The organism is Streptomyces abyssalis (genome assembly GCF_001751365.1).
In the GTDB taxonomy this organism is placed as follows: domain Bacteria; phylum Actinomycetota; class Actinomycetes; order Streptomycetales; family Streptomycetaceae; genus Streptomyces; species Streptomyces abyssalis.
In genome coordinates, this window is sequence record NZ_LJGT01000040.1 from 1,074,046 (window position 1) to 1,099,661 (window position 25,616).

Below are 25,616 nucleotides of genomic sequence, written 5' to 3' on the forward strand. Positions count from 1 at the left end.
TGCGCAGCCTCAGGACCGGGTGGTCATCGGCTACCGGGGCTGCGCACACCCTCCGACCCGGCCCTGCAGCAGCAGCGACAGCGCACCGTGAACGTCGTCGAGTGAACGCTCCGCCTGGAAAGCCTTCCAGTCGAGGGCCGCCACCAGCACCATGCCGACCAGCGCCGCCGCGGTCAGCGTGACGTCGATGTCGCCGCTCAGCTCGCCCTCCTCCACACCCGCCCGCAGCTCCCGCTCCACGACTGCGACGGCTTCCCTGCGGACGACCAGCAAGGTCGAGTTCCACGCCCTGTTGGTGCGCCACAGTTCCGCGACGTAGAGCCGCGTGAAGGCCGGATAGCGGTCGATGAAGACCAGCCCGGCGCGGACCATCGCGTCGAGGGCGTCGACGTGGCTGCCGCCCGCCTCCGCTGCGGACGCGGCCGCGTCGCGCAGATCCGCCGTCAGCAACTCCACGCCGTGCCGCAGCAGTTCTTCGAACAGCTCGCTCTTGCTGGAGAAGTTGTAGTAGACGGTCCCCTTGGCGACGCCGGCGTGCTCGGCGATCTCCTCCACCGTGGTCGCGGAGAAGCCCTGTTCGGCGATGAGGGTCACGGCCGCCTGGAACAGCTTCTCGCGGGTGGCGAGGCGGCTCACAGCGCGATCTCCGGGTGCAGGCGGTCCACCGTCCACACCTGTCTGCGGTGCGCCGTGAGCGCCGTCAGCGCGAGTGCCCCCGCGGTGAAGGCCAGCAGTACGAGGCAGGCCTGCCACACCGGCCACAGACCGCCGCCCGTGATGAGGTGCCGCAGCCCCTCCACGACGTAACTCATGGGCAGGAAGGGATGGATGGCGTTGAAGAAGTCAGGGCTGGTCTGTATCGGATACGTGCCGCCCGCCGACGTCAGCTGGAGCATCAGCGCCGCCAGCACGAGGACGCGGCCGGCCGGGCCGAACCGGGCGCCCAGGAACTGCACGATCGCCGTGAAGCAGAGCGTCACCAGCAGCAGGAAGCCGACCGTGCCTGCTCCTTGGGCGAGCCTGAGCCCCAGCCCCCAGTGCAGCACGCTCAGCAGAGCCCCCGCCTGCAGTGCACCTATCGCGGCGACGGGCAGCCAACCGGCCAGCGTGATGCGGACGGCGGGCGCGCCCGCCGCGAGTGCGCGTCTGTTGAGCGGCTGCAGCAGCATGTACGCGATCATCGCACCGACCCAGAGCGCGAGCGGGATGAAGTACGGCGCGAACCCCGTGCCGTAGTTGGCCGCGGGATGCGCGTTGGTGGAGGAGAGACCGACGGGGTCGGCCATCACGCCCGTACGGTCGTCACGCTCCTGCTTGCCGTAGTCGGGGATCTTCTTCACGCCGTCGTGCAGCCCGCCGGACAGCTGCGACGAGCCGTCCGCGAGCTTGTACATCCCGCCGTCGAGCGTGCCTGCGCCCTTCGCCAGCTTGCCGACGCCCGCGTCGAGGCCGGCGGCGCCCCTCTCGGCACTCGCAAGGCCGCTGTCCAGCCGGCCCGCGCCCGCGTGGACCTTCTGCGCGCCCTTGTTGAGCGCGTGTATCCGGGCCACGGCCTTGTCGAGGTCTTTACCGAGGTGGGGGGCGCGGCCTGCGAGTGCGTTCGCGTGGCTGTGCAGGTCGTCGAGACTCTCACCCAGCCGGGTGAGGCCGTCCTGCTTCTTGATGACGTCGTTCACGTCCGCCGCGACGTCCGCCGCGGTGTCCGCGGCGTCCCTGGCCTTCTTCAACTGCGGGCATGAGGTGTCCAGTTCGACCGGTCCTTCGCACCGCGCGCGGTAGAGGGCGTCCAGGGTATCGGCGGCCTTGCGGGAGTCGGTCTCGGCCTTGCGCGCCGCGTCGGGCAGTTCGCGCAGGTTCTCCTTGAGCGTCTTGCTCGCACGGGCCACGTCGCGGGCGGCGGTGCCGATCTCGTCCCCGTGTTCGTCGAGGAACGGGCCCAGCTTGCCGGCCGCCTTGTCCGCCTTGTCGGAGAGCTTCTGCGTACCGTCGGCGACCCGCTTCGAGCCCTTCTCCAACTTGTCCGCACCGGCGTGCAGTTGCGAAGTGCCGTTCTTGAGCTTCCCGCTGCCGTGCTCGGCCTCGCCCAGGCCGCTCTTCAGCTCTCCGGCCCCCTTCTTGGCACGGCCGATGCCGTCGCCGAGGCGGTCCGCGCCGTCCGCCGCCTTCGCGGTCCGGTCGTGGAGAGTGGAGAAGGAGACGAAGATCCGGTCGTAGAAGCCGCGTGACGCCTTGCTGGAGGCGGAGGCCCGCACCTCGGAGAAGACGGTGCGGGACATCTGCCCCACGACGTAGTTGCCCGCGTCGTTCGTACGCACCTTCAGGGCGCCGGTCCGCGGGTCGTCACCCGAACTGGAGGCGATCCGCTCGCTGAAGTCGGAGGGCACGGTCAGCGACAGGTAGTAGCGGCCGTCCTCGACTCCCTCGCGGGCGTCCGCGGCGTCGGTCTCCTGCCAGTCGAAGGTGCCGCTCTCGTGCAGCCCTTCGGCGACGGAGTCACCGGCCGCGATCCGCTTTCCGTCCGCCCGGGCGCCCTTGTCCTCGTTGACGAGAGCGACGGGGACCTTGTCGAGGCGCTCGTACGGATTCCAGAACGACCAGAGGTACAGCGCCCCGTAGAGCAGCGGCAGAAGCAGCATGGCCGCCATCGCCGCACGCGGCAGCCGTCCCCTCCCGAACCGCTTGAGTTCAAGCGCGGCCAGTCTCGGCGAGCGCATCCGCTGCCTCCTTCCTCTCCTTGCCGGTTCCCGCGTACTCCCTTGCCGGCGGGGGCTGTTGCCGCGTGCTCCCCGCCCCCGTACGGACGGCCACCGCCCCCGGCGGTGCCTCGCTGCACACGGCCAGCACCGTGACGCCCGACGACGCGACCGAACGCAGCAGCGACCACGCCTGGTCCCGCTCGTCCCCCGAGAGCTTCAAGTCCACGTCGTCGACGCCGAGTACACGGGGCTCGCCGATCAGGGCGAGTGCGAGGGACAGCCGCAGTGATTCCAGACGTTCCAGGTCGCGTACGCGGGTACGGGGGCCCTTCGGCAGGTCGTCCAGGTCGAGACCGGCGGCCCTCAGAGCGCGGTCGACGCGGTCGCGCGATGCCGCGGCACGCTCCCTGCGGGGACGCAGCAGCGCCCGCAGGGAACCGCCGAACCGCCGCTGCAGCAGCGTGCGTTCACGCAACTGCTCGGCGACCGACAGGGACGGTTCGAGGTCGGTGATTCCCGGCACGGCGGCCAGGGCGCTGATCCGGCGCACGGCGGCGAGCTGCCCGGGAAGCCGGCGCCCGTCCACGAGGGCGTGCCCCGCGGTCGCCTTCATGCGTCCGGTGAGCGCCAGCAGCAGACAGGTGCGTCCCGAGCCCGACGGGCCTTCCAGGGCGACGACCGAGCCGGGCGGCGCCTCGAAACGGATGCCGGCGAAGACCTGCCCCCGCGGACCGTCGAGCCCGAAGTCCTCTGCGGATATGCCGGGTTCGGTACGTCCGGCCCCACCGGAGTCGTGTGCGGTGTCGCCCACGAGTCCACCCCTCAAAATTGAACTGACTGGTCAGTCTAAAAGGTACAGCACGGTGCCGGGGGTCCTGTGCCGGCCCCCGGTGCACTTCGCCGTCTCGGTCCGCACAACCGGAAGGCGACCGTCTGTACAGGGCGTCTGTGCAGGTCGGACCGGATTGTCAGTGGTGTGCCTCACGATGTGTACATGCGCCGGTTCATTCGGAAGTCGGACGACGACAGGAGGTTGGTTCCCGTGCAGCGACCCTCTCGGGGAGCGCCCCCGAACTCCCCGCCGGCAAGCGATGTCCATCCCGTGCTGCGCCGCGCGGCCGCGCCGCCCGCCGCCCTCGACCTGCTCGCACAGGCGCAGCACGGGCTGGACGAGGCCGCGGCCATGGAAACGGCCAACGAGCGGTTCGCCACCGCACATCTGGCCGCGCTGCGCACGGCCGCCGCCGTCCTGGCGGTCCGCGGGCGCCCGGAGAGCAGCGAGCGACGCAGGCGAGCCATAAGGAGCGCCTGGGAGGTGCTGCCGGAGGCCGCACCCGAACTGTCCGAGTGGAGCGTGCTGTTCGCCTCCGGGGCACGGAAGCGCGCTCGTGCCGAAGCCGGCATACAGGGCGCTGTCACCTGGCGTGAGGCCGACGACCTCGTCCGTGACACCGGGGTCTTTCTGCGGATGGTCGAGCGGATGCTCGTCTCGCAGCCCGCGCTGCCGCAGCCGCGCGTCGCCCCCGCCGACGACGGAATGACCGCCGGGAGCGCCTCCGTCACCACGGCGGAGCCGCAGACGGTGACGTCCACGGCCCGGATACGGCCGCCGCGAGCGCAGCCGGGTCACCGGCGGCCACGCGCCGGGTGAGGAGCCCGCCGCGGCCTCCCGGCCGGCCGGGGATACGGCGGCCGTTCGCGGCGGGAACGTCGTGCAGGCGGAGGCAATAGGGTGGTGGCTGCACGCCCCTGAGCCGCCGAGGAGCACGTCATGTCCCGCCCCAGCGCATCCAGCCGTACAGCCGTGGTCTGGGAGGTACTGCGAGGCGCCCTCGACCAGCGGGTCAAGGCCGGAGGCCGGGAGACGCTCGACGTCCTCGACACCGGGGGCGGCACGGGCAACTTCGCCGTGCCGGTCGCCGAGCTGGGGCACCGGGTCACCGTCGTGGACCCCAGCCCCAACGCCCTGTTCGGGCTCGAACGCCGCGCCGCCGAGGCCGGCGTGGAGGACAGGGTCCGCGGTGTCCAGGGCGACGCACACGGCCTCTTCGACGTCGTGGAGCGCGGCGGATTCGACGTGGTCCTCTGCCACGGCGTCCTGGAGTATGTGGACGATCCGGCGGACGGCCTCGGCAACGTCGTCGCGGCGCTGCGTCCCGGGGGCGGCACCCTCAGCCTTCTCGCCGCGGGCCTGGGCGGCGCCGTGCTCGGACGGGCCCTCGCAGGCCACTTCACCGAGGCACGGCAGGCGCTGACGGGGCCGGAGGGCCGCTGGGGCACCGGCGACCCGATGCCCCGGCGTTTCACCGCCGAGCAACTGACCGCGCTCGTGGACGCCACGGGCCTGGCCGTCACGGCTGTGCACGGCGTCCGCGTGTTCGCCGACCTGGTCCCGGGCGCGCTAGTTGACACGGAACCGGACGCGGCGGAGGCCCTCGCACGGCTGGAGAGCGCTGCCTCCGAACTGCCCGCTTTCCAGGCGGTCGCGAGTCAGCTGCATGTCCTGGCCGAGCCGCGGTACCACGACCGGTGAGCCCGGCCGGGGCAAGTCCGCCCGGCCGAGCTGACATGCAGAAGTGACCGATCGGTATCACAGTGGTTCGTACCTCACCCGATCAGCTGTTGACCGCCGTATGATCGAGGCACACCGTTCGGCATGGCGGAAAGGCGGTGCGGGAATGCACGGATTGAACGCTCCCTCGCCGGCGTCCGTCATCTCGGTCCTGGTGGGAGGCAATGGCGCAGAGGGGCGGGTTTCACGGGGGCGATTCCCTGCTTATCCTTGGATGGTCGCACCCGGTCGCCCCCGCGACCGACGAGTAGGAGGACTCCGTGCCGCTCTCTGAGCACGAGCAGCGCATGCTCGAGCAGATGGAGCGAGCGCTGTACGCAGAAGATCCCAAGTTCGCGACAGCGCTCGAGGGAAGTGAGCTGCGCAGGTACACCCGCAAGCGGGTCTACCAAGCGGTCGCAGGCTTTCTGGTGGGCATCGCCCTGCTCATGGCCGGAATGGTCGCGCAGCAGATCTGGATCAGCGTCGTGGGTTTCCTCGTCATGCTCGGCTGCGCCGTCCTCGCGGTCACCGGCTGGCGCAAGGCCCCCAAGAACGGCGAACAGCAGCAACAGGGGCAGGGAGGCGCGCAGCAGGGCAGCAGCGGAGGCAGCTCGGCGCCCACGCGCCGCCAGCCACGCTCCCGCCGGTCGATGATGAACCGCATCGAGGAGCGGTGGCAGCGCCGCCGCGATGAGGGCTCCCAGTAGCACAGAGCTGAACGTCAGGCACCACCGAGCACAGCACCACCGCCGCCGGTGCGGCGTCCTACTACTCCTCCTGCTGACGACACGAGCGACGAACACGACTGTGGGGCTGCCTTCCGGGATCTCCCGGGGGACAGCCCCACAGCCATGCCGGGGCCGGGCCCACGGCCCCGCCGACGGCCGGAGCCTGCTCCGCCCCGGGCCGCCGAGGTCGTGCAGGTCCCGCGGCCGTCCCGGCGCCCTGCCTGGCACCCACGCACCGTCCGGCGGGCTCCACGGGTCCGGACCGGTGCGAACCGTGCGCCGCACCGGCCTCGCCCTTCACGCCGCTACTTCGCGAAGCGGACCCGCAGCGCGCCGATCCACCGGTCGCGGACCGCCGTCACGCCCTCCGTCAGCGTCCACATCACCCGGATGGCCGAGGGCGGCAGGAGCAGTGCACGGATCCGCAGGCTGCGCGGCGCGGCTTCCCTCAGCGCTTCCCGCACCCGCCGTACGTCCTCGCGCACACCGGTCCCGGGCCGCGGCCGGGGCGCGTACAGCACCTGCTCCACCTCCAGGGCGACCCGGAACGCGGCCTCCGCCGCCTCCGGCCCCAGATCACCGATGCGGACGATGCGCTCCGCGGCCTTGCGCGGCGTCGCCGACTCCTCCGGGACCACGCCGTAGTCCCAGCCGCTGTCGACCAGCTCACGCCAGGCGTCCAGCACCGCGCCGCCCGGATCCCTCCCGGACGCCGGAAGGCCGGCCCCCCGCATGCCGAGCCGTCTCGCTCTCGTACGTACGCGCCACAGCATCGGCAGCATCAGCAGCCCCAGCCCGAGCAGCGACGCGGCGGTCACCCCGGCGACCGTGCCCACCGGGAAGCCGCCGTCGCCGCCCCCGCCGTTCTCGGCCGGTGCCGTCTGCCCGCACTCCGGGTCGAGCCGCTTGGCCTCGGCGTCGCAGCTTTCGGACTCCGAGGGGACGGGCGTCGGTTCGTCGGTCTGCCCACGGTCCGGAAGCTGCTCCGCCGGGTTGTCACTTGGGTCGGGGGTGTCCGGCTGTGCGTACGGGGGCGGTGAGCCGCGCGTCGGCGTCGGCTCGAACCTCGTCCAGCCGACGCCCTCGAAGTACAGCTCCGGCCAGGCGTGCGCGTCCTTCAGGCCCACGTTCATCCGCCCGTCCGCCGCCGCCGTGCCGGGAGTGAAGCCGACCGCAACCCGGGCCGGGATGCCGAGCGTGCGGGCCATGGCCGCCATCGAGAAGGCGAAGTGGACGCAGAAACCCTCCTTCTGCTCAAGGAAGTTGGCGATGGCGGCGGATCCGCTGCCGGCTCGTACACGCGTGTCGTAGATGAAGCCGCCGTCCGCCGCGAACCAGTCCTGGAGGCGCACAGCCCGCTCGTAGTCGTCGGAGGCGTCGCGGGTGACGCGCTCAGCAGTCCGCTGCACCACCGACGGCAGCGACTCCGGCACCTTCGTGTACTCCTCGGAGACGGCACGCGCCGGCTCCGGGGCCTGGCGCAGCTGACGGGCCGTCGGCTGCACGAGGAGGCTCTCCACCTCATAGCGCGCGCCCCGCGTGGTCTGCCCGCGGTCGCCGACGAGGGTGCGGCCCTCCGGCTCGAAGCGCCACTGCCCGCCCAGGCGCACGCGGTTGGCCGGATAGGGCATCGGCAGCCAGTTCTGCGCGTACCAGTCGGCGGCGACCACGTTGCTGCGGACCTTCTCCGTGCGCACGTCCGGTGACAGCCCCGGCGGCGCCGGCAGCGGATCGGGGACGGCGTCTATGCGGCGCTCCGACGGCTTCCAGGAAGCACCGTCGAACTGGTCCAGGGCGACGATCCGCAGATACATCTCCTCGGTGCTGCGGGTGTTGGTCGTGTAGGAGAGCGCGGTGCGGTCCTCTGCCTGATTGAGGCTGTCCTGCAGCGCGACCAGCGGGTTGACGGCGGAGACCGTGCCGCCGCCCTGTCCGGCTCCGCCGCCGCCGTTGCGTGCCGCGTCCAGCAGGCCGCTCCCGAGCGAGGGCATCAGCGCCGGCACGATCAGCGCCAGGCCGAGCGTCAGCGCGCCGATCCGCCGCCCGGTGCGTACGGGAGCGGTCGCGGGTCCGTCGACGCCTCCGGGCTCGTACGAGCCGGAGCCCGGCCTTCCGCGGTCGGTGAAGACACGGCCCCACTGGGAGAGCCGTTCGCGGCCCTCGGCGAGCAGAAGCAGCAGATAGCCGCCCGCGGCGCACAGGAACCACGGCCAGCCGGCTCCGTCCGGTGCCAGCCCGGCGGCTACCGAGTACAGCGCGAGCAGTGGGAGCCCGGCGGGCGCCGCGCTGCGGAAGGTCACCGCCAGCGCGTCGACCAGAAGGCCGATCACGACCACACCGCCGACCAGCATGAGCCCTATGCCGTCGGTCACCGGAGCCGGTATCGCGTACCTGCCCACGTCATGGCCGCCCTCGGCGAGCAGATGACCGAACTCCGCAAACGCAGCGGGACCCGGCAGCAGCCCGAGGACGGCTTCGTCCCGTACGAAGAAGAAAGTCAGCAGCACCAGCGTGACCAGGGCCTGCACCGCCGGGGTCAGCGGACGCGCCAGCGGCACCCGTCGGGCCAGCCCGCCGACCAGTGTCTGCACTCCGAGCAGCAGAGCCGTCTGCAGGATCCAGGTGGCCGGTTCCACCAGCGGCAGCAGTGCGAACGCCGCGGCAAGTGTGGCCAGCGCGGCGCACAGGGCGAGCCGTCCACGTCCGCTCATCGGTCCATCCCCTTCGCTGTCACCTGGTCCGCCTCCTGCCACAGCGCCGGCATGGCCAGACCGGGGCCGCCCCGCAGCGCCGTCCAGCCCGATTCGCGCAGCACCCGCAGGGCCTCGTCGTCCGGGGCGGCGGCCGGCGGGGGAGGAACGGTGGCGGTCGCGGATGCGCCGCCCGTGACGCCATTGCCGCCGGTGTCGGCGGCGCTGTAGGCGGCGCCGCCCGCCCCGGCCGCTTCGCCGCCGTATCCGGGGTCCTGCGGTGCCGCGTCGTCCGCGGCGGTGGCGGCCGCGCAGCAGAAGGCCACCGCCTTGTTCGTGCTCTGCCGCATGCGCCCCACGGTGACGGCCTGCCCCTCGTCGAGGTCGCCCAGGAACGCGACGAGCAGGCCCTCCTGCCCGCCGACCCCTCCGCGCAGCATGTCGTACGCGTACGACATGTCCGCCTGGTCGGAGTGCTCCAGCAGGGCGAGGGCGTCCAGCAGCAGCCCGGCGGCGTCCGAGGGGTCCCCGGCGAAACCGACCCCTTCCGGACCCGGCACCATCGTGCCCGTGTCGGTCAGCAGCCGGACCGCGTAGCCGCGCTCCAGCAGATGCATGCAGACCGAGGCGGCGCCGGAGACGGCCCACTCGAACGGCGAGTCCGGTCCCGAACCGGTGTAGGCGGCGCGGCGGGTGTCGAGCAGCACCGTGCAGCGCGCCTTCTGCGGCTGCTCCTCGCGGCGCACCATCAGTTCGCCGTACCGGGCCGTGGAACGCCAGTGCACGCGGCGCAGATCGTCGCCGTGCCGGTAGCCCCGCGGGATCACGTCGTCCTCGCCGGCGAGCGCGAGCGAACGGTGCCGCCCGTCGCCGTAACCGGTGGCGTCCCCGGTGAGCCGTGCCGGCGGCAGCTGCACGGTCTGCGGCACCACCGTGAGCGTGTCGTACGTGCTGAAGGAGCGGGTCAGTTCGCACATCCCGAACGGGTCGGTCAGCCGGAGCTGCAACGGCCCCAGCGGAAAGCGACCCCGCATGTCCGAGCGCACCCTGTACGACACCTCGCGCTTGCCGCCCGGCTCGACCCGGTCCAGCACGAAACGCGGGCGCGGCCCGAGCACGTACGGCACCCGGTCCTCCAGCATCAGCAGGCCCGTCGGGAGCCGCGAGACGTTGTCCACGCCCAGATGCACCCGCGCCTCCGTACGGACCGCGACCCGCGCCGGTGCGAGCCTGCGGGAGCCCGAGACCCGGTAGCGAGTCCGGTACAGCACCAGCACGCACACCAGCGGCAGCGCCGAGAGCAGCATCCCGACGCGCAGCAGGTCGGCCTGCCCGAGCACGTAAGCGCAGACCGCCGCGGCCATGCCCGCCGCCAGGAACGACCGGCCGCGGGTCGTCAGGCCGCCGAGCGCGGTGCGCAGCTTGCCGGGCTGCTTCTTCCCTTCCCCGGTGCCCTGTTCGTGCCCGGGGCCGGTGTCCCTGCCGTGCCCGGCGCCTTTGCCGGGCTCCGTGCCTTTGCCGGGCCCTGCGTCCGGGCCGTGCCCGCCGTGTCCCGTGCGCCGCTCGGCGGGCACGGAACCCGGCCCGGGACTCCCGGACATCAGTAACCCCGCGGCGGCTGCTGTCCGTAACCGTCCGGGTGAGGCGGAACGCTCGCGGCACCCGACGCCGCCGTCGGTACGGGCACGCGCTGAAGGATCTCCGTGACCACCTGCTCGGCGGTCCGTCTGCTCAACTGGGCCTGCGACGTGGGCAGGAGGCGGTGCGCCAGTACGGGCACGGCCAGCGACTGCACATCGTCGGGAAGCACGAAGTCACGGCCGTTCAGCGCGGCCCCCGCCCTCGCGGCACGCAGCAGATGCAGCGTCGCCCGCGGCGATGCTCCCAGCCGCAGCTCCGGATGCGTGCGCGTGGCGGCGACCAGCTCCACCGCGTAGCGCCGCACCCGGTCGGCGACATGGACACCCCGCACGGCGTCGATCAGCTTGCCGATCTCGTGCGCGTGCGCCACCGGCTGCAGATCCTCCAGCGGTGACGCACCGCCGTGCACGTCGATCATCTCCAGCTCGGCGGCGGCACTGGGGTAGCCGATGGACACCCGCACCATGAACCGGTCCCGCTGCGCCTCGGGCAGCGGGTAGGTGCCCTCCATCTCGACCGGGTTCTGCGTCGCCACGACCATGAAGGGCGACGGCAGGTCGTAGGTCTGGCCGTCGATGGTCACCTGGCGCTCCTCCATCGACTCCAGCAGCGCCGACTGGGTCTTGGGGGAGGCACGGTTGATCTCGTCGCCGATGACGATCTGCGCGAAGACCGCACCCGGCTTGAACTCGAAGTCCTGCCGCTGCTGGTCGTAGATGCTCACTCCGGTGATGTCGGACGGCAGCAGGTCCGGAGTGAACTGGATGCGCCGTACCGAACAGTCCACCGATCTGGCGAGGGCCTTGGCCAGCATGGTCTTGCCCACGCCCGGCACATCCTCGATCAGGAGATGCCCCTCGGCGAGCAGCACCGTCAGCGACAGCCGCACGACGTCGGGCTTCCCCTCGATCACCGACTCCATCGAGCGGCGCACCCGATCCGCCGTGCTGCTCAGATCGCTGAGGTCTGCTCGCTCGTCAAAGGTCGTCACCCGGCCCTCCTCGGCCCGTCCCCGTTTCCGGCTGCTGTTCTCATCTGCTGCCTGTACACGCATTCTTCACGCCCACGTGCCTTCGCGTCACGGTTCCGGGGCGATCTCCGGGTCGATCTCGCGGAGCAGCCCCGTCCTCACATCGAAGACGAAACCACGCACGTCGTCCGTGTGCAGGAGGAAGGGCGAAGTACGCACACGTTGCATGGACTGACGGACGTCCTGGTCCAGGTCCGGGAACGATTCGACCGCCCAGGACGGACGCTGCCCCACCTCCAGTTCCAGCTCGTGCCGGAAGTTCTCGGTCAGGTTGAGCAGTCCGCAGCCGGTGTGGTGGATGAGGACCACGGAACGGGTGCCCAGGGCACGCTGGCTGATCGTCAGCGAACGGATGGTGTCGTCGGTCACGACGCCGCCGGCGTTCCTGATCGTGTGGCAGTCGCCGAGTTCGAGGCCGAGGGCCGCGTACAGGTCGAGGCGGGCGTCCATGCAGGCGACGACGGCGACGCCGAGGACGGGGCGGGCATCCATGCCGGGATCGGTGAATTCGGCCGCGTAGTTCTCGTTGGCTTCGACGAGCCGGTCGGTGACTGTGCCGGGACGCCGGTCGCCGGCGGGGTTCTGGGAGAGCGGCTGAGGGTTCCGCTGTTGCGTCGACATGTGACGACGTTAGACCGCGAGGCCGAGAGCGGCGCCCCTCGGGGCCGGACCAATCGGGCTTTCCGCTGTTGTGTGAGGTGCTCCACAGGCTGCCGTACCCCCCGGTCAACGCGGCTCGGCGCTTGTTGACCGAAGGGACGAGTGGACTAAAGTGGCGCGAAGTGGGAGGCGGGACGCTTCCCGGGGTCCGGTTCTCCCGGAGTGCGCAGGCGCGTACGTGCGGCTCGGCCTCCTCCCGCTCATGGCCGTTCGGTGCCCTCTTCCCCGGCTCCGGCGGCCGCTTCCCCTTCGAGCGGGCGGGGACCAAGCAGCACGTGGGCAGGAAAGGCGCATGACGACCGAAGAGCAGCCCGCCCGCGAAGAGCCCACCGGTGCCCCGGACGTGGCCGTGGGTCAGGATCCCGCCGGTGGCGGTCCGTTCCGCGACTCCCTCCAGGAATCCGCCGGAGAGCGGCACCGTCCGGTGATGCTGCGGCGCTGCCTCGATCTGCTGGCCCCCTCGCTCGCGGAGCCCGGTGCCACGGTCGTCGACTGCACCCTCGGCCTCGGCGGTCACAGCGAGGCCCTGCTCTCCACCTTCCCCGCGGCCAGGCTGATCGCGCTCGACCGGGACCGGGAGGCGCTGCGCCTGGCGGGGGAGCGCCTCGCACCGTACGCCGACCGGGCCACCCTCGTGCACGCCGTGTACGACGAACTGCCCGATGTCCTGGCCCGCCTGGGTGTCCCGCGCGTGCAGGGCGTCCTGTTCGACCTCGGCGTCTCCTCCATGCAGCTGGACGAGGCGGAGCGCGGCTTCGCATACGCGCAGGACGCCCCCCTCGACATGCGCATGGACCAGACGCGCGGCCGGAGCGCCGCCGACGTGCTCAACACCTACCCGCCGGGCGAACTCGTCCGTGTGCTGCGCTCGTACGGCGAGGAGAAGCAGGCCAAGCGCATCGTCGAGGCGGTCGTACGGGAGCGGGAGAAGGAGCCGTTCAGCCACAGCGCACGGCTGGTGGAGCTGATCCGGGACGCCCTGCCGCAGGCGGTCAAGCGCACCGGCGGCAACCCGGCCAAGCGCACGTTCCAGGCCCTGCGGATCGAGGTCAACGGCGAACTCGACGTGCTGGAGCGCGCGGTACCGGCGGCCGTCGACGCTCTCGCCGTCGGGGGGCGCATCGCCGTGCTGTCGTACCACTCGCTGGAGGACCGGCTCGTCAAGCGGGTGCTGACCGCGGGCGCCGACAGCACCGCGCCGCCCGGGCTGCCGGTTGTCCCCGAGCAGTACCAGCCACGGCTCAAGCTGCTCACCCGCGGTGCGGAGCTCCCCACCGAGGACGAGATCGCCGAGAACCGCCGTGCCGCACCGGCCCGGCTGCGGGGCGCGGAGCGCATCAGGGAGGCACACACCTCATGAGTGCACAGCAGCGGCTTTCCCGGCTCGCCCGTCTCGTGCCGGCCGGCACATCGACGGCCGCCCGTACTCCTTTCGTGCTGCTCGTCGTGCTGATACTGGGCGCGGGACTGCTGGGTCTGCTGCTGCTCAACGCCGCTGTCAATCAGGGCTCCTTCCGGCTGAGCAAGCTGGAGAGGCAGACCGACGAACTGACGGACGAGCAGCAGTCGCTGCAGCAGGAGGTCGACTCCTATTCCGCTCCCGGCGCGCTGGAGAGGCGCGCCCGTGATCAGGGACTCGTGCCGGGCGGCACACCTGCCTTCCTCGCGCCGGACGGCACCGTCAAGGGGAACCCGCAGCCGGCGACCCGCGACCCGCAGCAGGAGGAGCGGTGAGCGAACGTCCCCGTGACCCGGGCCGTGAAGGCGGCAGCAACCACAAGGGCAAGTCCGGCAGCAGCGGCAAGGGCAGCGGCAGCGGCAAGCCCCCCGTGGGCGGCCGCCCCAAGGGCGTGAGCTCCCCGAAGCCCGTCAGGTCCCCGAAGCCCGCCGGCACCTCCCCGGCCAGGACCGCCAAGTCCGCGGCCAGGCTCGGCAAGCCGGCCAAGCCCGCTCGTACGTCCGCTCGTACATCCGGCGGCGGCACCAGGCCGCCCGTGCCCGCCCAGGTCGCGAAGCTGCGGCTCGCGCGCGCCAGGCCCCGGCTGCGGCTGATCGCCTTCGGCCTCACCCTGATCATGCTGGCGTTCACCGCCCGGCTGCTCCAGGTGCAGGCCGTCGACGCCAGCGCCTTCGCCGACAAGGCTGCGGTCAACCGCTACATCACCGTGCCCCTCGCCGCCGAGCGCGGCACCATCTCCTCGCGTGACGGCGCGGCGCTGGCCACGACCGTCGACGCCTACGACGTCACGGCCGACCCGTACCTCTTCACGCCCAAGCAGACCGGCGTCCCGGACGCGCCCGAGCGCGCCGCCGCCCTCCTGGCGCCCGTACTCCACGAGGACGAGCAGGAGCTCACCGAGAAGCTGTCCAAGAAGGACACCCGCTACGTGCTCCTCGCCCGCCAGCAGTCACCGCGCACCTGGACGCGGATCAAGAAGCTCAAGAAGGAGGTCGCCGAGAAGGCGGCCGAGGCGGGCAGGCCGGCGGGCTCGGCCGGCGCGGAGGAGTCCGCGGCCGGCCGCGCGGGCGAAGCGGCCGACGTCCTCGCGGGCGTCTACCGCGAGAAGCACCCCAAACGCGTCTACCCGAACAGGGAACTGGCCTCCTCCGTCCTCGGCTTCGTCAACTCCGAGGGCAAGGGCGGCGCCGGCATCGAAGCCCTGCTGGACAAGAAGCTCGCGGGCAAGGACGGCAAGATCACCTATGCCCAGTCGGGCGGCCGTCAGGTCCCCACCGCGGGCGTACGCGAACACCCGGCCCGCGCCGGCGCGGACGTGCAGCTCACCCTCGACCGCGACATCCAGTGGGCCGCGCAGCAGGCCATCAGCGAGCAGGTCGAGGAGTCCGACGCCGACAGCGGCTACGTGGTCGTCCAGGACACCCGCACCGGTGAGCTCCTCTCCATGGCCAGCGCCCCCGACTTCGACCCGAACGACATCTCACGCGCCGACCCGAAGGCACTCGGCAACGCCGCGGCCCAGGACGTGTACGAGCCGGGCTCCACCAGCAAGGTGATGTCGATGGCGGCAGTCCTCGAAGAGAACAAGGCCACGCCTCTCACGGAAGTCACCGTGCCCAACCGGCTCAAGCGGGCCGACCGCGCCTTCGCCGACGACGTCGACCACGAGACCTGGCACCTGACGCTCAACGGCGTACTGGCCAAGTCCAGCAACATCGGCACGATCCTCGCCACGGAGCAGCTGGGGAAGGACCAGAAGGAAGCCAACAGGGTCCTGTACCGCTACATGAGCAAGTTCGGAATCGGCAGGCCCACCGGGCTCGGGCTGCCGGGCGCCACGTCCGGGATCCTCGAGAAGCCGGGCAAGTGGAGCGCCTCGCAGCAGTACACGATCCCGTTCGGCCAGGGGCTGTCGCTGAACGCCGTGCAGGCCGCCTCGATCTACTCCACGATCGCCAACGGCGGTGTGCGCAACGTGCCTTCGCTCGTACGGGGAACGACCGGCGCCGACGGCGACTTCACGCCCGCACCCGAACCCGGCGAGCGCCGCGTGGTCAGCGAGAAGACCGCGAAGACCCTCGCCAGGATGCTGGAGTCGGTCGTCAGCGACATGGAGGGCACCGGCACCACGGCGAAGATCCCGGGCTACCGCGTGGCCGGCAAGACAGGTACGGCCAACCGGGTAGATCCCGACAGCGGCCGCTACGACGGGTACACCTCGTCCTTCGCCGGCTTCGCCCCCGCAGACAAGCCCCGCGTGACGGTCTACTGCGCCGTGCAGAACCCGAAGAAGGGAAGCTACTTCGGCAGCGACGTCTGCGGCCCGGTCTACAAGAAGGTCATGAAGTTCGCCCTGAAGTCCCTGCAGATCCCCCCGACCGGCGCAACGGCCGACCCCCTGCCTGTAAGCGCCGAGAAGGACCGCAAGAAGAAGGACCGATGAGCCGGAAAGACCGCCCGCCGGCGTCCCGCCCGCCGCGTCGCCGCCCACTCCCCGGACCGGTACGACCCGCCGGACGACGCCCCTCCGTGACGCCCCTCGCTTCGCGGCACGGCCCTCCCGCCCGGTACGCTCACCGCCGTGCCACAAGCTGATCAGAACTCCCTCTCGCCCTCGGCGGGAGGCCCTCAAGCCTCTGCCTCTCCGGAGACGGCTCCCGGGACGACCAAAGAGGTCACCTCGGGAGCGCCCCGGCCCGCGCACGTACGGCCCGTCCCCCTCGCGGAGCTGGCCCGCCTGCTGAAGACCGCCGCCCCACAGGGCGCGGAGGAAGCCGCGGCGACCGGCATCACCCACGACTCACGAGCCGTACGGCCCGGCGACGTCTACGCGGCGCTGCCCGGCGCACGCTTCCACGGTGCCGACTTCGCCTCGCAGGCCGCCAGCCTCGGCGCCGTAGCGGTGCTCACCGACCCGGCGGGCACCGAACGCTCGGCCGAGTTCGGCCTGCCGGTTCTCACCGTGCCTGACCCCCGGGCCCGTATGGGTGCACTGGCCGCGGCGATCTACGGCGAGCCGGGCAGGGACCTGCTGCAGATCGGCATCACCGGCACCTCCGGGAAGACCACCACCGCCTACCTGGTGGACGGCGGGCTCCGCAAGGCGGCCGAGAAGGCAGGCGAGCTGACGGGGCTGATCGGCACCGTCGAGTCCCGGATCGGGGACGAGCGGCTGAAGTCCGAACGCACCACCCCGGAGGCCACCGACCTCCAGGCCCTCTTCGCCGTCATGCGGGAACGCGGCGTCACAGCCGTGGCCATGGAGGTCTCCAGTCACGCGCTGGTGCTCGGCCGGGTGGACGGCTGCGTCTTCGACATCGCCGTCTTCAACAACCTCAGCCCCGAACACCTGGACTTCCACCCGGACATGGAGGACTACTTCCGGGCGAAGCGGCAGCTGTTCACACGCGCGCGCTCCCGCGCGGGCGTGGTCAACATCGACGACGAGTACGGACAGCGGCTGGTGACCGAGTCCGAGGTGCCCGTCACGACGTTCTCCGCCGAGGGGCACCCCGATGCCGACTGGCGTGCCCAGGACGTCGAAGTGGGCCCGCTCGGCTCCACGTTCACCGCGGTGGGGCCCAAGGACGAGTCCGTACGGGCCGCCGCCCCCATCGCCGGACCTTTCAACGTCGCCAACGCGCTCGCCGCGCTCACCGCCCTCGTCGCCGCGGGCATCGACCCGCAGACGGCGGCCGACGGCATCGCGTCCGTGCCGGGCGTACCGGGGCGGCTGGAGCGCGTCGACGCCGGGCAGGACTACCTCGCGATCGTCGACTACGCGCACAAGCCCGACGCCGTCGAATCCGTGCTCTACGCGATCCAGAAGGTCACCGAGGGCCGGGTGCACGCCGTCCTCGGCTGCGGCGGCGACCGCGACCCGCACAAGCGCAACGCCATGGGCTCCGCGCTCGCGCGGCTGTCCGACACAGCAGTGCTGACCTCCGACAACCCGCGCACCGAGGACCCTCTCGCGATCCTTGCCACCATGCTCGCGGGCGCGGCCGAGGTGCCCGCGTACGACCGCGGCACCGTACTGCTGGAGGAGGACAGAGCCGCAGCGATCCGTCTCGCGGTCGACCGCGCCGAACCCGGCGACACCGTGATCGTGCTCGGAAAGGGGCACGAGCAGGGGCAGGACATCGCCGGGGTCGTCAGACCGTTCGACGACACCCTCGTGCTGCGCGAAGCCATCCGGGACAAGCAGGAAGCGTCCGTCGCGGCGCCGGCGGCGGCAGTGCCGGCCGGCACGACCGCGAAGAGCAGCACCACACCCCAAGGGACAGACGCCGAAGACCGATGATCCCCCTATCCCTCGCCGAGATCGCCGCTGTCGTCGAAGGACAGCAGAGCGACATACCGGATCCCGACGCCCAGGTCACAGGCCCCGTCGTCATCGACTCACGGAAAGTGGCCGAAGGCAGTCTCTTCGCAGCCTTCGCGGGTGAACGCGCCGACGGACACGACTTCGCACGCGGTGCGGTCGAGTCGGGTGCCGTTGCCGTGCTGGCCACCCGGCCGGTCGGCGTACCGGCCGTCGTCGTCGACGACGTCACCCGCGCACTGGGTGCCCTGGCCAGGCACGCGGTCGAACGGCTGGGCACGCAGGTCGTCGCGCTCACCGGCTCCGCCGGGAAGACCAGCACCAAGGACCTCATCGCCCAGCTGCTGGAGCAGCTCGGGCCGACGGTGTGGACGCCCGGCTCGCTCAACAACGAGATCGGGCTGCCCCTCACCGCCCTGCGCGCCGAATCCGGCACCCGCCACCTCGTACTGGAGATGGGCGCACGCGGCGTGGGCCACATCCGTTACCTCGCGCAGCTCACCCCGCCGCGCATCGGAGTCGTGCTCAACGTCGGGACGGCGCACATCGGCGAGTTCGGCGGCCGTGAGCAGATCGCCGTCGCGAAGGGCGAACTGGTGGAGGCCCTGCCGCCCGCGGAAGCGGACGGCGGCAGCGGCGGCGTCGCCGTGCTCAACGCCGACGACCCTCTCGTACGGGCCATGAGCGAGCGCACCAGCGCCCGTGTCGTGCTCTTCGGCGAGGCCGCGGACGCTCACGTACGTGCCGAGAATGTCCGGCTCACCGACCGGGGACAGCCCACTTTCACGCTTCGAACACCCACCGGGTGCGGTGACGTGACCATGCGCCTGTACGGTGAGCACCACGTGTCGAACGCGCTCGCCGCGGCGGCCGTCGCCCACGAACTGGGCATGCCCGCCGGGGACATCGCCACCGCGCTCTCCGCCGCGGGCACGCTCTCGCGTTGGCGGATGGAGGTCACCGAGCGCGCCGATGGAGTCACGGTCGTCAATGACGCCTACAACGCCAACCCCGAGTCGACACGGGCCGCGCTCCGCGCGCTGGCCGCGATGGGTCGGGGCCGGCGGACCTGGGCGGTGCTCGGTGAGATGGCCGAGCTCGGCGACGAGTCGCTTGCCGAGCACGACGCGGTCGGACGGCTCGCCGTCCGGCTCAACGTCAGCAAGCTCGTGGCGGTGGGTGGCCAGGAGGCCGTCTGGCTGGACATGGGCGCGAAGAACGAGGGTTCGTGGGGTGAGGAGTCGGTGCACGTGTCCGACGCTGAGGCGGCGGTCGAGCTCTTGCGGAGCGAACTGCGCCCGGGGGATGTCGTACTGGTGAAGGCTTCCCGTTCGGTGGGTCTGGAGCGCGTCGCGGACGCGCTGGCGGAGCCCGGGACCGACGAGGGTGAGGTCGCCGCCCGATGGGTATGAGCCAGATCCTCTTCTCGGGAGTCATCGGACTCTTCCTGTCCCTGATCGGGACTCCTCTGCTGATCAAACTGCTCGCGAGCAGAGGCTACGGACAGTTCATCCGTGACGACGGACCTCAGAACCACCACAGCAAGCGCGGCACCCCGACGATGGGCGGCATCGCCTTCATCCTGGCCACGGTCGCCGCGTACGCCCTCACCAAGGTGCTGACCGGCAGTCAGCCGAGCTTCTCCGGTGTGCTGGTGCTCTTCCTCTTCGCCGGCATGGGCCTCGTCGGCTTCCTCGACGACTACATCAAGATCGTCAAGCAGCGCAGCCTCGGCCTGCGGGCCAAGGCGAAGATGGCCGGACAGCTCATCGTCGGCACCTCGTTCGCGGTGCTCTCGCTGAACTTCCCCAACCTCCGCCTGCTGACGCCGGCTTCCACCAAGCTCTCCTTCACCCAGGACTTCGGCTGGTCGCTGGGCCCGGTCATCTTCGTCATCTGGGCCCTGTTCATGATCCTCGCCATGTCCAACGGCGTGAATCTGACGGACGGTCTGGACGGTCTGGCCACCGGCGCCTCCGTGATGGTCTTCGGCGCGTACGTCTTCATCTGCGTCTGGGAGTACCAGGAATCCTGCGCCAACCCCTTCACTGCGGGCCCGGGTTGCTACGAGGTCCGGGACCCGCTCGATCTGGCGGTCGTCGCGGCCGCGCTGATGGGGGCCTGCTTCGGCTTCCTGTGGTGGAACACCTCGCCCGCCAAGATCTTCATGGGCGACACCGGCTCGCTCGCGCTGGGAGGCGCCCTCGCCGGGCTCGCCATCTGTTCCCGCACGGAGCTGCTGCTGGCGATCCTCGGCGGGCTCTTCGTCCTCATCACCATGTCCGTCGTCATCCAGGTCGGCTCCTTCCGGCTCACGGGCAAGCGGGTGTTCAAGATGGCGCCGCTACAGCACCACTTCGAACTGAAGGGCTGGTCCGAGGTCCTTGTCGTGGTCCGCTTCTGGATCATCCAGGGCATGTGCGCCATCCTCGGCGTCGGGATCTTCTACGCAGGGTGGGCGGCCAGCAAGTGAACGACCGGCACGACCCCTTGGGCTCCGAGGACATCCGCGGTGCGGCGGACGGGGAGACTCTGCGGGACAGGCATGTGACGGTCGCGGGGCTCGGGGTCAGTGGCATCAGCGCGGCTCGTGCCCTGAGGCGGATGGGCGCTCAGGTCACCGTCGTCGACGGCGGTGACAGCGACGCGCACCGGGCGCGCGCAGTCGAACTCGGCGCCCAGGACGTGACCGTGCGCCTCGCGGACGCGGAGAACCTGCCCGCGGGTACTGATCTGATCGTCACATCACCCGGCTGGAAACCGCAGAGCCCGCTCTTCACGGCAGCCGGTGCAGCAGGCGTACCCGTATGGGGTGACGTGGAGTTGGCGTGGCGGCTGCGCGCCGCCCGGTCCGCCCCGCCCGCGCCCTGGCTCGCCGTCACCGGCACCAACGGCAAGACGACCACGGTGCAGATGCTCGCCTCGATCCTCGGTGCCGCGGGCCTGCGGGCACCCGCCGTCGGCAACATCGGCACCCCCCTGATCGACGTCGTCCTGGCCGAAGAGCCCCCGGACGTGCTCGCTGTGGAGCTCTCCAGCTACCAGCTCCACTGGGCTCCGAGCCTTCGCGCGCACTCGGCCGCCGTGCTCAACCTCGCCCCCGACCACCTCGACTGGCACGGCTCGATGGAGGCGTACGCCGCCGACAAGGGCCGTGTCTACGAAGGCAATCAGGTCGCCTGCGTCTACAACTGCGCCGACCCCGCGACCGAAGAACTCGTTCGGCGTGCGGATGTGGAGGAGGGCTGCCGCGCCGTCGGCTTCACGCTCGGCACCCCGGGCCCGTCCGAACTCGGCGTCGTGGACGGCATCCTGGTGGACCGCGCCTTCGTCGAGAACCGCCGTGAACAGGCGCAGGAGCTCGCAGAGGTCTCCGACGTCACCCCGGCCGCGCCCCACAACATCGCCAACGCCCTTGCCGCCGCCGCTCTCGCACGCGCCTACGGTGTCCCGCCCGCGGCCGTACGGGACGGGCTGCGCGCCTTCCGCCCCGACGCGCACCGCATCGCGCACGTCGCGGACATCGACGGCGTCGCCTACGTCGACGACTCCAAGGCGACCAACACCCATGCCACACAGGCGTCGCTGGCCGCGTACGACTCGATCGTGTGGATCGCGGGCGGCCTCGCGAAGGGCGCCACATTCGACGAACTCGTACGGGAATCGGCGCCGCGTCTGCGCGGTGCGGTCCTCATCGGCGCCGACCGTCACCTCATCCACGAAGCCCTCACGCGACACGCCCCGGATGTCCCGGTGGTGGACCTGGCGCGGACCGACACTGGGGCGATGGCTGCGGCAGTCCATGAAGCGGCGCGGCTCGCCGGTCACGGGGATACGGTGCTGATGGCACCGGCCTGCGCCTCGATGGACATGTTCGTCAATTACAACGCGCGCGGTGACGCCTTCACCGACGCGGTGCGTGCACTGGCAGCGGCCGGCGCACACGACGTGGAGTAGCCCGCCGGTCCCGCGGACCGCGTCGCGGGAACAGACGGAGGGGAAGCGACAGATGACGCCCGACAGCGGCACTTCAGCCGTCTCCCTTCCGGGGGCGTCCAAGAGGCGGCAGCCCGAGGGGAACGGCGCGGGCGCCCCCGGTGACGCTCCTGCCGGCGCGGTCACGGGCACAGTCGGCGCGAGCGGTTCCCGTACCCGGCGGGCGCGGCGGTGGGTGCTCCGGCGGGTCCTGACGCCGCTGAGGCCCGCGATGACCGGGCTGACGGCGCCGAAGAGGCTCCGGGGGACCGTACCGGGGGTGCCGGCGTTCGCGGGCGCTCCGCAGCAGTACCAGAACACCGCCGGAACGCTTCTGCTGGCCCGCGAGGTGCAGCGCTCCCGCACGGCCAAGCCCCGCCCGGGCAAGGGCACTTCCCCGGCCGCCGCGGGTCCCGGCCGCTCGCTGCGCCCCCGCCGCCCCGTACGGCGCCCTTCCGGCCCAGGCGGCGGCCGCGGTACACCGGCGCTGTTCGCGAAGGCCAGGCGGGCGTGGGACCGGCCGCTCACCGCGTACTACCTGATCCTCGGCGGCAGCCTCCTGCTCACCGTGCTCGGGCTCGTGATGGTCTTCTCCGCGTCGCAGATCGAGGCGCTCCAATCAGGCCTGTCCTCCACGTACTTCTTCCGCAAGCAGCTCGTCGCCGCGATCGTGGGCGGCGTACTGCTGCTGGTCGCCTCCCGTATGCCGATCAGACTGCACCGGGCGCTCGCCTACCCGCTGCTCGCCGTCTCCGTCGTTCTGATGTGCCTCGTACAGGTACCGGGGATGGGGCACGAGGTGAACGGCAACCGCAACTGGATCTATTTCGGCGGACCGTTCCAGCTGCAGCCCAGCGAATTCGCCAAGCTGGCGCTCGTGCTGTGGGGGGCCGACCTGCTCGCGCGCAAGCGTTCCCGGCGGCTGCTGAACCAGTGGAAACACATGCTCGTGCCGCTTGTGCCCGTCGGACTGCTGTTGCTGGGGCTCATCATGCTCGGCGGCGACATGGGGACCGCGATCATTCTCACAGCGGTCCTCTTCGGGCTGCTCTGGCTCGCCGGCGCGCCCACCCGGCTGTTCGCCGGAGTGATGGCGGTGGCCGTCGTCATCGGCGCGTTCCTCATCATGACCAGCCCCAACAGGATGGCCCGGCTGGGCTGCATCGGAGCCACCGACCCCGGCGCCAACGACCAGTGCTGGCAGGCGGTTCACGGGATCTACGCCCTCGCATCGGGCGGATGGTTCGGTTCCGGACTCGGTGCCAGTGTGGAAAAATGGGGCCAACTCCCGGAACCGCACACCGACTTCATCTTCGCCGTGACCGGGGAGGAACTCGGTCTCGCGGGGACGCTGTCGGTGCTCGCTCTCTTCGCGGCTCTAGGCTATGCGGGTATCCGCGTGGCCGGACGCACGGAGGAGCCCTTCGTGAGGTATGCCGCGGGAGGTGTGACCACCTGGATCACGGCGCAGGCCGTGGTCAACATCGGTGCGGTGCTCGGGCTGCTGCCGATCGCCGGTGTCCCCCTCCCGCTGTTCTCCTACGGAGGCTCCGCCCTGCTGCCGACGATGTTCGCCATCGGGTTGCTGATCGCCTTCGCGCGAAGCGACCCCGCGGCCAGAGCGGCTCTGGCCATGCGGCAGCCTGCTCTGCGGCAGCGCCTGCAGAGAAGGCTGGCAGGGGTGAGAACGAACACGATGAGGCGGCGCGCGGATCGGCGGCCGTCCGGAGAGCGGTGAATCAGAGTGCACGTCGTACTCGCCGGTGGGGGCACCGCCGGCCATATCGAGCCCGCGCTCGCCCTCGCGGATGCGCTGCGCAGGCGGGACCCGACCGTGGGGATCACCGCGCTCGGAACCGAACGCGGCCTTGAGACACGCCTGGTGCCCGACCGCGGCTATCAGCTCGAACTCATCCCCGCCGTACCGCTGCCGCGCAAACCCACAGCCGAACTGATCACCGTCCCCGGGCGCCTGCGCGGCACCATCAAGGCGGCCGAGCAGGTGCTGGAGAGCACCAAGGCCGACTGCGTCGCGGGATTCGGCGGATACGTGGCGCTCCCCGCCTACCTCGCGGCCAAGCGCCTCGGGGTTCCCATCGTCGTGCACGAGGCCAACGCACGGCCCGGTCTGGCGAACAAGATCGGCTCGCGCTACACGCGCCACGTCGCGGTCTCCTCGCCCGACAGCAAGCTGCGCAACGCCCGCTACATCGGCATCCCGCTGCGCCGCGCCATCGCCACGCTCGACCGCGCCGCCGCCAGGCCCCAGGCGCGCGCTTCGTTCGGCCTGGACGCCAACCTCCCGACCCTGCTCGTCACGGGCGGCTCGCAGGGTGCGCGCCGTCTCAACGAGGTTGTGCAGCACGCCGTGCCGCACCTTCAGCGCGCGGGAATCCAGACCCTGCACGCCGTCGGACCGAAGAACGAACTGCCGCAGCCGGACAACATGCCCGGAATGCCGCCCTATGTCCCGGTACCGTATGTCGACCGGATGGATCTCGCGTACGCCGCGGCCGACATGATGCTCTGCCGTGCGGGCGCGATGACCGTCGCGGAGCTGTCGGCGGTCGGGCTGCCGGCCGCCTACGTTCCGCTGCCGATCGGCAACGGCGAACAGCGGCTGAACGCACAGCCGGTCGTCAAGGCCGGCGGCGGACTGCTCGTCGACGACGCCGAACTGACGCCGGAGTGGATCCTGGGCAACGTGCTTCCGGTCCTCAGTGATCCGCACCGGCTGCACGACATGGCGCGCGCCGCGGCGGAGTTCGGCCGTCCGGACGCCGACGAGCTTCTGGTCGGCATGGTGTACGAGGCGATCGCGGCCCGCCGAGGGGCGTGAGAGAAGGCAGGGAAGCGTGGCCGGATCCACGGGGCCGACGAAGAGCGCCCAGCGGCGCGGCAGCAGTCCGGCGGCCCGTCCGCCGGCGGACGCCGACTCCGGCCCGCCACCGTCCGGTTCGCGCGGGGCGCGGCCACGGGCGGGGGCGCGAATGGTCCGGCTGCGTGCCCTGCTTGTCGTCTTCGCGCTGGCGCTCGGTCTCACCGGTTTCGGCGCATGGGCCCTTTACGGGTCGAACTGGGTGCTTGTCGAACGTGTTTCCGTCAGCGGTGAGAAAGTGCTGACAGAGAAACAGGTGCGCGATGCGGCCCGTATTCCGGTTGGTACTCCGCTGCTGTCCGTCGACAGGGCCGCGGCCGAGCGCCGCCTCAAGTCCGCGCTTCCCCGCCTCGACGAGGTGCGTGTCCTACGGGCCTGGCCCCACGGAATCGGTATCCAGGTGACCGAACGGAAGCCGGAAGCGGTCATGAAGCATGACGGGAAATTCGTCGAAGTGGACGTTGAAGGTGTGCGTTTCGACGTAGTTCCGGAGCAACCGAAGGGCGTTCCGCTTCTTGTGATGGAAGTTGAGCGCTCACCGGGCCTGAGACACTTCGGCAAGGAACGCCTGCGCCGCGAAGCCGTCCGGGCCACCACCTCGCTGCCCGATTCCGTGGCGCGCGACACCCGTACGGTCCGGGTGCGTTCCTACGACTCCATCACACTGGAGTTGACCGGAGGCCGTACGGTGCTGTGGGGCAGTGGTGAACAGGGGAGCGCGAAGGCCGAGTCGCTGACCGCGCTGATGAAAGCGTCCAAGGGGGCGCGGCACTTCGACGTGAGTGTTCCCAGCGCCCCTGCGTCGTCAGGGAGTTGACGGGCGTCAGCGCAGGCCAGCACCCTGGATGACCACCCCTGGGCCTGATCACATAGGGTGAAAAGAAAAACGGGAGGTTCGGCGTGTTCGTTGAACACCCACCACTTGTCGACTTAGTGTCCGTTCCCAAGACTCCAGGGAAGACAGACACCGGTAACCCTAAA

The 25,616-nt window shown here is 71.2% G+C and carries 20 protein-coding genes; 13 read left to right on the forward strand and 7 right to left on the reverse strand.

Translation table 11 applies throughout. From position 1 onward, the window contains the following. Window positions 1-30: 30 nt before the first annotated feature. Genes AN215_RS19505 through AN215_RS19515 form a run of 3 tightly spaced genes read right to left on the reverse strand, consistent with a single transcriptional unit; the run spans window position 31 to window position 3,507 of the window. The gene (locus AN215_RS19505) at window positions 31-636 is read right to left on the reverse strand and encodes a TetR/AcrR family transcriptional regulator (RefSeq protein WP_245694553.1); all 606 of its coding nucleotides are present in this window, start codon (window positions 634-636) and stop codon (window positions 31-33) included. Further along, a complete protein-coding gene (locus AN215_RS19510; protein ID WP_070011991.1) occupies window positions 633-2,714 on the reverse strand; it encodes a YhgE/Pip family protein in 2,082 nt (693 codons plus the stop codon). The genes AN215_RS19505 and AN215_RS19510 overlap by 4 nt, the downstream gene beginning before the upstream one ends. After that, window positions 2,686-3,507 (reverse strand): ATP-binding cassette domain-containing protein, encoded by an 822-nt coding sequence (locus tag AN215_RS19515; protein ID WP_171904223.1) that lies wholly within the window; start codon window positions 3,505-3,507, stop codon window positions 2,686-2,688. The genes AN215_RS19510 and AN215_RS19515 overlap by 29 nt, the downstream gene beginning before the upstream one ends. A 183-nt stretch (window positions 3,508-3,690) precedes the next feature. Between AN215_RS19515 and AN215_RS19520 the strand changes: the two genes are divergently transcribed. From AN215_RS19520 to AN215_RS19530, 3 genes are all read left to right on the forward strand, one after another. After that, the gene (locus AN215_RS19520; protein WP_079123274.1) at window positions 3,691-4,347 is read left to right on the forward strand and encodes an SAV_6107 family HEPN domain-containing protein; all 657 of its coding nucleotides are present in this window, start codon (window positions 3,691-3,693) and stop codon (window positions 4,345-4,347) included. Window positions 4,348-4,467: 120 nt separating this feature from the next. After that, a complete protein-coding gene (locus tag AN215_RS19525) occupies window positions 4,468-5,229 on the forward strand; it encodes a class I SAM-dependent methyltransferase (RefSeq protein ID WP_070011992.1) in 762 nt (253 codons plus the stop codon). A gap of 299 nt (window positions 5,230-5,528) precedes the next feature. Then, complete coding sequence (locus tag AN215_RS19530) at window positions 5,529-5,957, forward strand: SCO2097 family morphological protein (protein ID WP_070011993.1); 429 nt, start codon at window positions 5,529-5,531, stop codon at window positions 5,955-5,957. A gap of 326 nt (window positions 5,958-6,283) precedes the next feature. Here AN215_RS19530 and AN215_RS19535 read toward each other — a convergent pair whose 3' ends face one another. The 4 genes from AN215_RS19535 to AN215_RS19550 all read right to left on the reverse strand — a co-directional run bounded on the left by AN215_RS19535 (window position 6,284) and on the right by AN215_RS19550 (window position 11,960). Further along, window positions 6,284-8,689, reverse strand: a complete 2,406-nt coding sequence (locus AN215_RS19535) for a transglutaminase TgpA family protein (protein WP_070011994.1) — start codon at window positions 8,687-8,689, stop codon at window positions 6,284-6,286. Further along, window positions 8,686-10,269 carry a DUF58 domain-containing protein gene (locus tag AN215_RS19540; RefSeq protein WP_079123201.1) on the reverse strand — a complete coding sequence of 528 codons (1,584 nt, stop codon included), beginning with the start codon at window positions 10,267-10,269 and terminating at the stop codon, window positions 8,686-8,688. The genes AN215_RS19535 and AN215_RS19540 overlap by 4 nt, the downstream gene beginning before the upstream one ends. Beyond that, complete coding sequence (locus AN215_RS19545) at window positions 10,269-11,300, reverse strand: AAA family ATPase (protein WP_070011995.1); 1,032 nt, start codon at window positions 11,298-11,300, stop codon at window positions 10,269-10,271. Before AN215_RS19545 ends, AN215_RS19540 begins: the two co-directional genes overlap by 1 nt. Window positions 11,301-11,387: 87 nt before the next feature. Continuing rightward, the gene (locus AN215_RS19550) at window positions 11,388-11,960 is read right to left on the reverse strand and encodes a beta-class carbonic anhydrase (protein WP_070011996.1); all 573 of its coding nucleotides are present in this window, start codon (window positions 11,958-11,960) and stop codon (window positions 11,388-11,390) included. 331 nt (window positions 11,961-12,291) lie between these two features. Between AN215_RS19550 and rsmH the strand changes: the two genes are divergently transcribed. The 10 genes from rsmH (at window position 12,292) to AN215_RS19600 (ending at window position 25,452) form a co-directional block, all read left to right on the forward strand. Next, window positions 12,292-13,359: a 16S rRNA (cytosine(1402)-N(4))-methyltransferase RsmH gene (rsmH, locus tag AN215_RS19555; RefSeq protein ID WP_079123202.1), complete on the forward strand. Its 1,068-nt coding sequence runs from the start codon at window positions 12,292-12,294 to the stop codon at window positions 13,357-13,359. After that, window positions 13,356-13,733 (forward strand): cell division protein FtsL, encoded by a 378-nt coding sequence (gene ftsL, locus AN215_RS29345; RefSeq protein ID WP_070011997.1) that lies wholly within the window; start codon window positions 13,356-13,358, stop codon window positions 13,731-13,733. The genes rsmH and ftsL overlap by 4 nt, the downstream gene beginning before the upstream one ends. Beyond that, window positions 13,730-15,901 carry a peptidoglycan D,D-transpeptidase FtsI family protein gene (locus AN215_RS19565; RefSeq protein ID WP_245694555.1) on the forward strand — a complete coding sequence of 724 codons (2,172 nt, stop codon included), beginning with the start codon at window positions 13,730-13,732 and terminating at the stop codon, window positions 15,899-15,901. The genes ftsL and AN215_RS19565 overlap by 4 nt, the downstream gene beginning before the upstream one ends. A 138-nt stretch (window positions 15,902-16,039) precedes the next feature. Continuing rightward, window positions 16,040-17,761 carry a UDP-N-acetylmuramoyl-L-alanyl-D-glutamate--2,6-diaminopimelate ligase gene (locus AN215_RS19570; RefSeq protein WP_079123204.1) on the forward strand — a complete coding sequence of 574 codons (1,722 nt, stop codon included), beginning with the start codon at window positions 16,040-16,042 and terminating at the stop codon, window positions 17,759-17,761. Beyond that, window positions 17,758-19,194, forward strand: a complete 1,437-nt coding sequence (locus tag AN215_RS19575) for a UDP-N-acetylmuramoyl-tripeptide--D-alanyl-D-alanine ligase (RefSeq protein ID WP_070011998.1) — start codon at window positions 17,758-17,760, stop codon at window positions 19,192-19,194. The genes AN215_RS19570 and AN215_RS19575 overlap by 4 nt, the downstream gene beginning before the upstream one ends. Next, window positions 19,191-20,255, forward strand: a complete 1,065-nt coding sequence (gene mraY / locus AN215_RS19580; protein WP_070011999.1) for a phospho-N-acetylmuramoyl-pentapeptide-transferase — start codon at window positions 19,191-19,193, stop codon at window positions 20,253-20,255. The genes AN215_RS19575 and mraY overlap by 4 nt, the downstream gene beginning before the upstream one ends. 59 nt (window positions 20,256-20,314) lie before the next feature. Then, the gene (murD, locus tag AN215_RS19585) at window positions 20,315-21,739 is read left to right on the forward strand and encodes a UDP-N-acetylmuramoyl-L-alanine--D-glutamate ligase (protein ID WP_070012123.1); all 1,425 of its coding nucleotides are present in this window, start codon (window positions 20,315-20,317) and stop codon (window positions 21,737-21,739) included. Between the two features lie 250 nt (window positions 21,740-21,989). Further along, window positions 21,990-23,495 carry a putative lipid II flippase FtsW gene (ftsW, locus tag AN215_RS19590; RefSeq protein WP_079123275.1) on the forward strand — a complete coding sequence of 502 codons (1,506 nt, stop codon included), beginning with the start codon at window positions 21,990-21,992 and terminating at the stop codon, window positions 23,493-23,495. 6 nt (window positions 23,496-23,501) lie between these two features. Continuing rightward, window positions 23,502-24,596: an undecaprenyldiphospho-muramoylpentapeptide beta-N-acetylglucosaminyltransferase gene (gene murG / locus AN215_RS19595; RefSeq protein WP_070012000.1), complete on the forward strand. Its 1,095-nt coding sequence runs from the start codon at window positions 23,502-23,504 to the stop codon at window positions 24,594-24,596. Window positions 24,597-24,747: 151 nt separating this feature from the next. Further along, window positions 24,748-25,452, forward strand: a complete 705-nt coding sequence (locus AN215_RS19600; protein WP_070012001.1) for a cell division protein FtsQ/DivIB — start codon at window positions 24,748-24,750, stop codon at window positions 25,450-25,452. Window positions 25,453-25,616 lie beyond the last annotated feature (164 nt).

Bases quoted from the DNA above. Each gene is read 5' to 3' on its own strand.
- AN215_RS19510 (WP_070011991.1), bottom strand. From the start codon at position 2,714: ATGCGCTCGCCGAGACTGGCCGCGCTTGAACTCAAGCGGTTCGGGAGG.
- AN215_RS19520 (WP_079123274.1), top strand. From the start codon at position 3,691: ATGCGCCGGTTCATTCGGAAGTCGGACGACGACAGGAGGTTGGTTCCC.
- AN215_RS19525 (WP_070011992.1), top strand. From the start codon at position 4,468: ATGTCCCGCCCCAGCGCATCCAGCCGTACAGCCGTGGTCTGGGAGGTA.
- AN215_RS19535 (WP_070011994.1), bottom strand. From the start codon at position 8,689: ATGAGCGGACGTGGACGGCTCGCCCTGTGCGCCGCGCTGGCCACACTT.
- AN215_RS19540 (WP_079123201.1), bottom strand. From the start codon at position 10,269: ATGTCCGGGAGTCCCGGGCCGGGTTCCGTGCCCGCCGAGCGGCGCACG.
- AN215_RS19550 (WP_070011996.1), bottom strand. From the start codon at position 11,960: ATGTCGACGCAACAGCGGAACCCTCAGCCGCTCTCCCAGAACCCCGCC.
- rsmH (WP_079123202.1), top strand. From the start codon at position 12,292: ATGACGACCGAAGAGCAGCCCGCCCGCGAAGAGCCCACCGGTGCCCCG.
- ftsL (WP_070011997.1), top strand. From the start codon at position 13,356: ATGAGTGCACAGCAGCGGCTTTCCCGGCTCGCCCGTCTCGTGCCGGCC.
- AN215_RS19575 (WP_070011998.1), top strand. From the start codon at position 17,758: ATGATCCCCCTATCCCTCGCCGAGATCGCCGCTGTCGTCGAAGGACAG.
- mraY (WP_070011999.1), top strand. From the start codon at position 19,191: ATGAGCCAGATCCTCTTCTCGGGAGTCATCGGACTCTTCCTGTCCCTG.
- ftsW (WP_079123275.1), top strand. From the start codon at position 21,990: ATGACCGGGCTGACGGCGCCGAAGAGGCTCCGGGGGACCGTACCGGGG.
- AN215_RS19600 (WP_070012001.1), top strand. From the start codon at position 24,748: ATGGTCCGGCTGCGTGCCCTGCTTGTCGTCTTCGCGCTGGCGCTCGGT.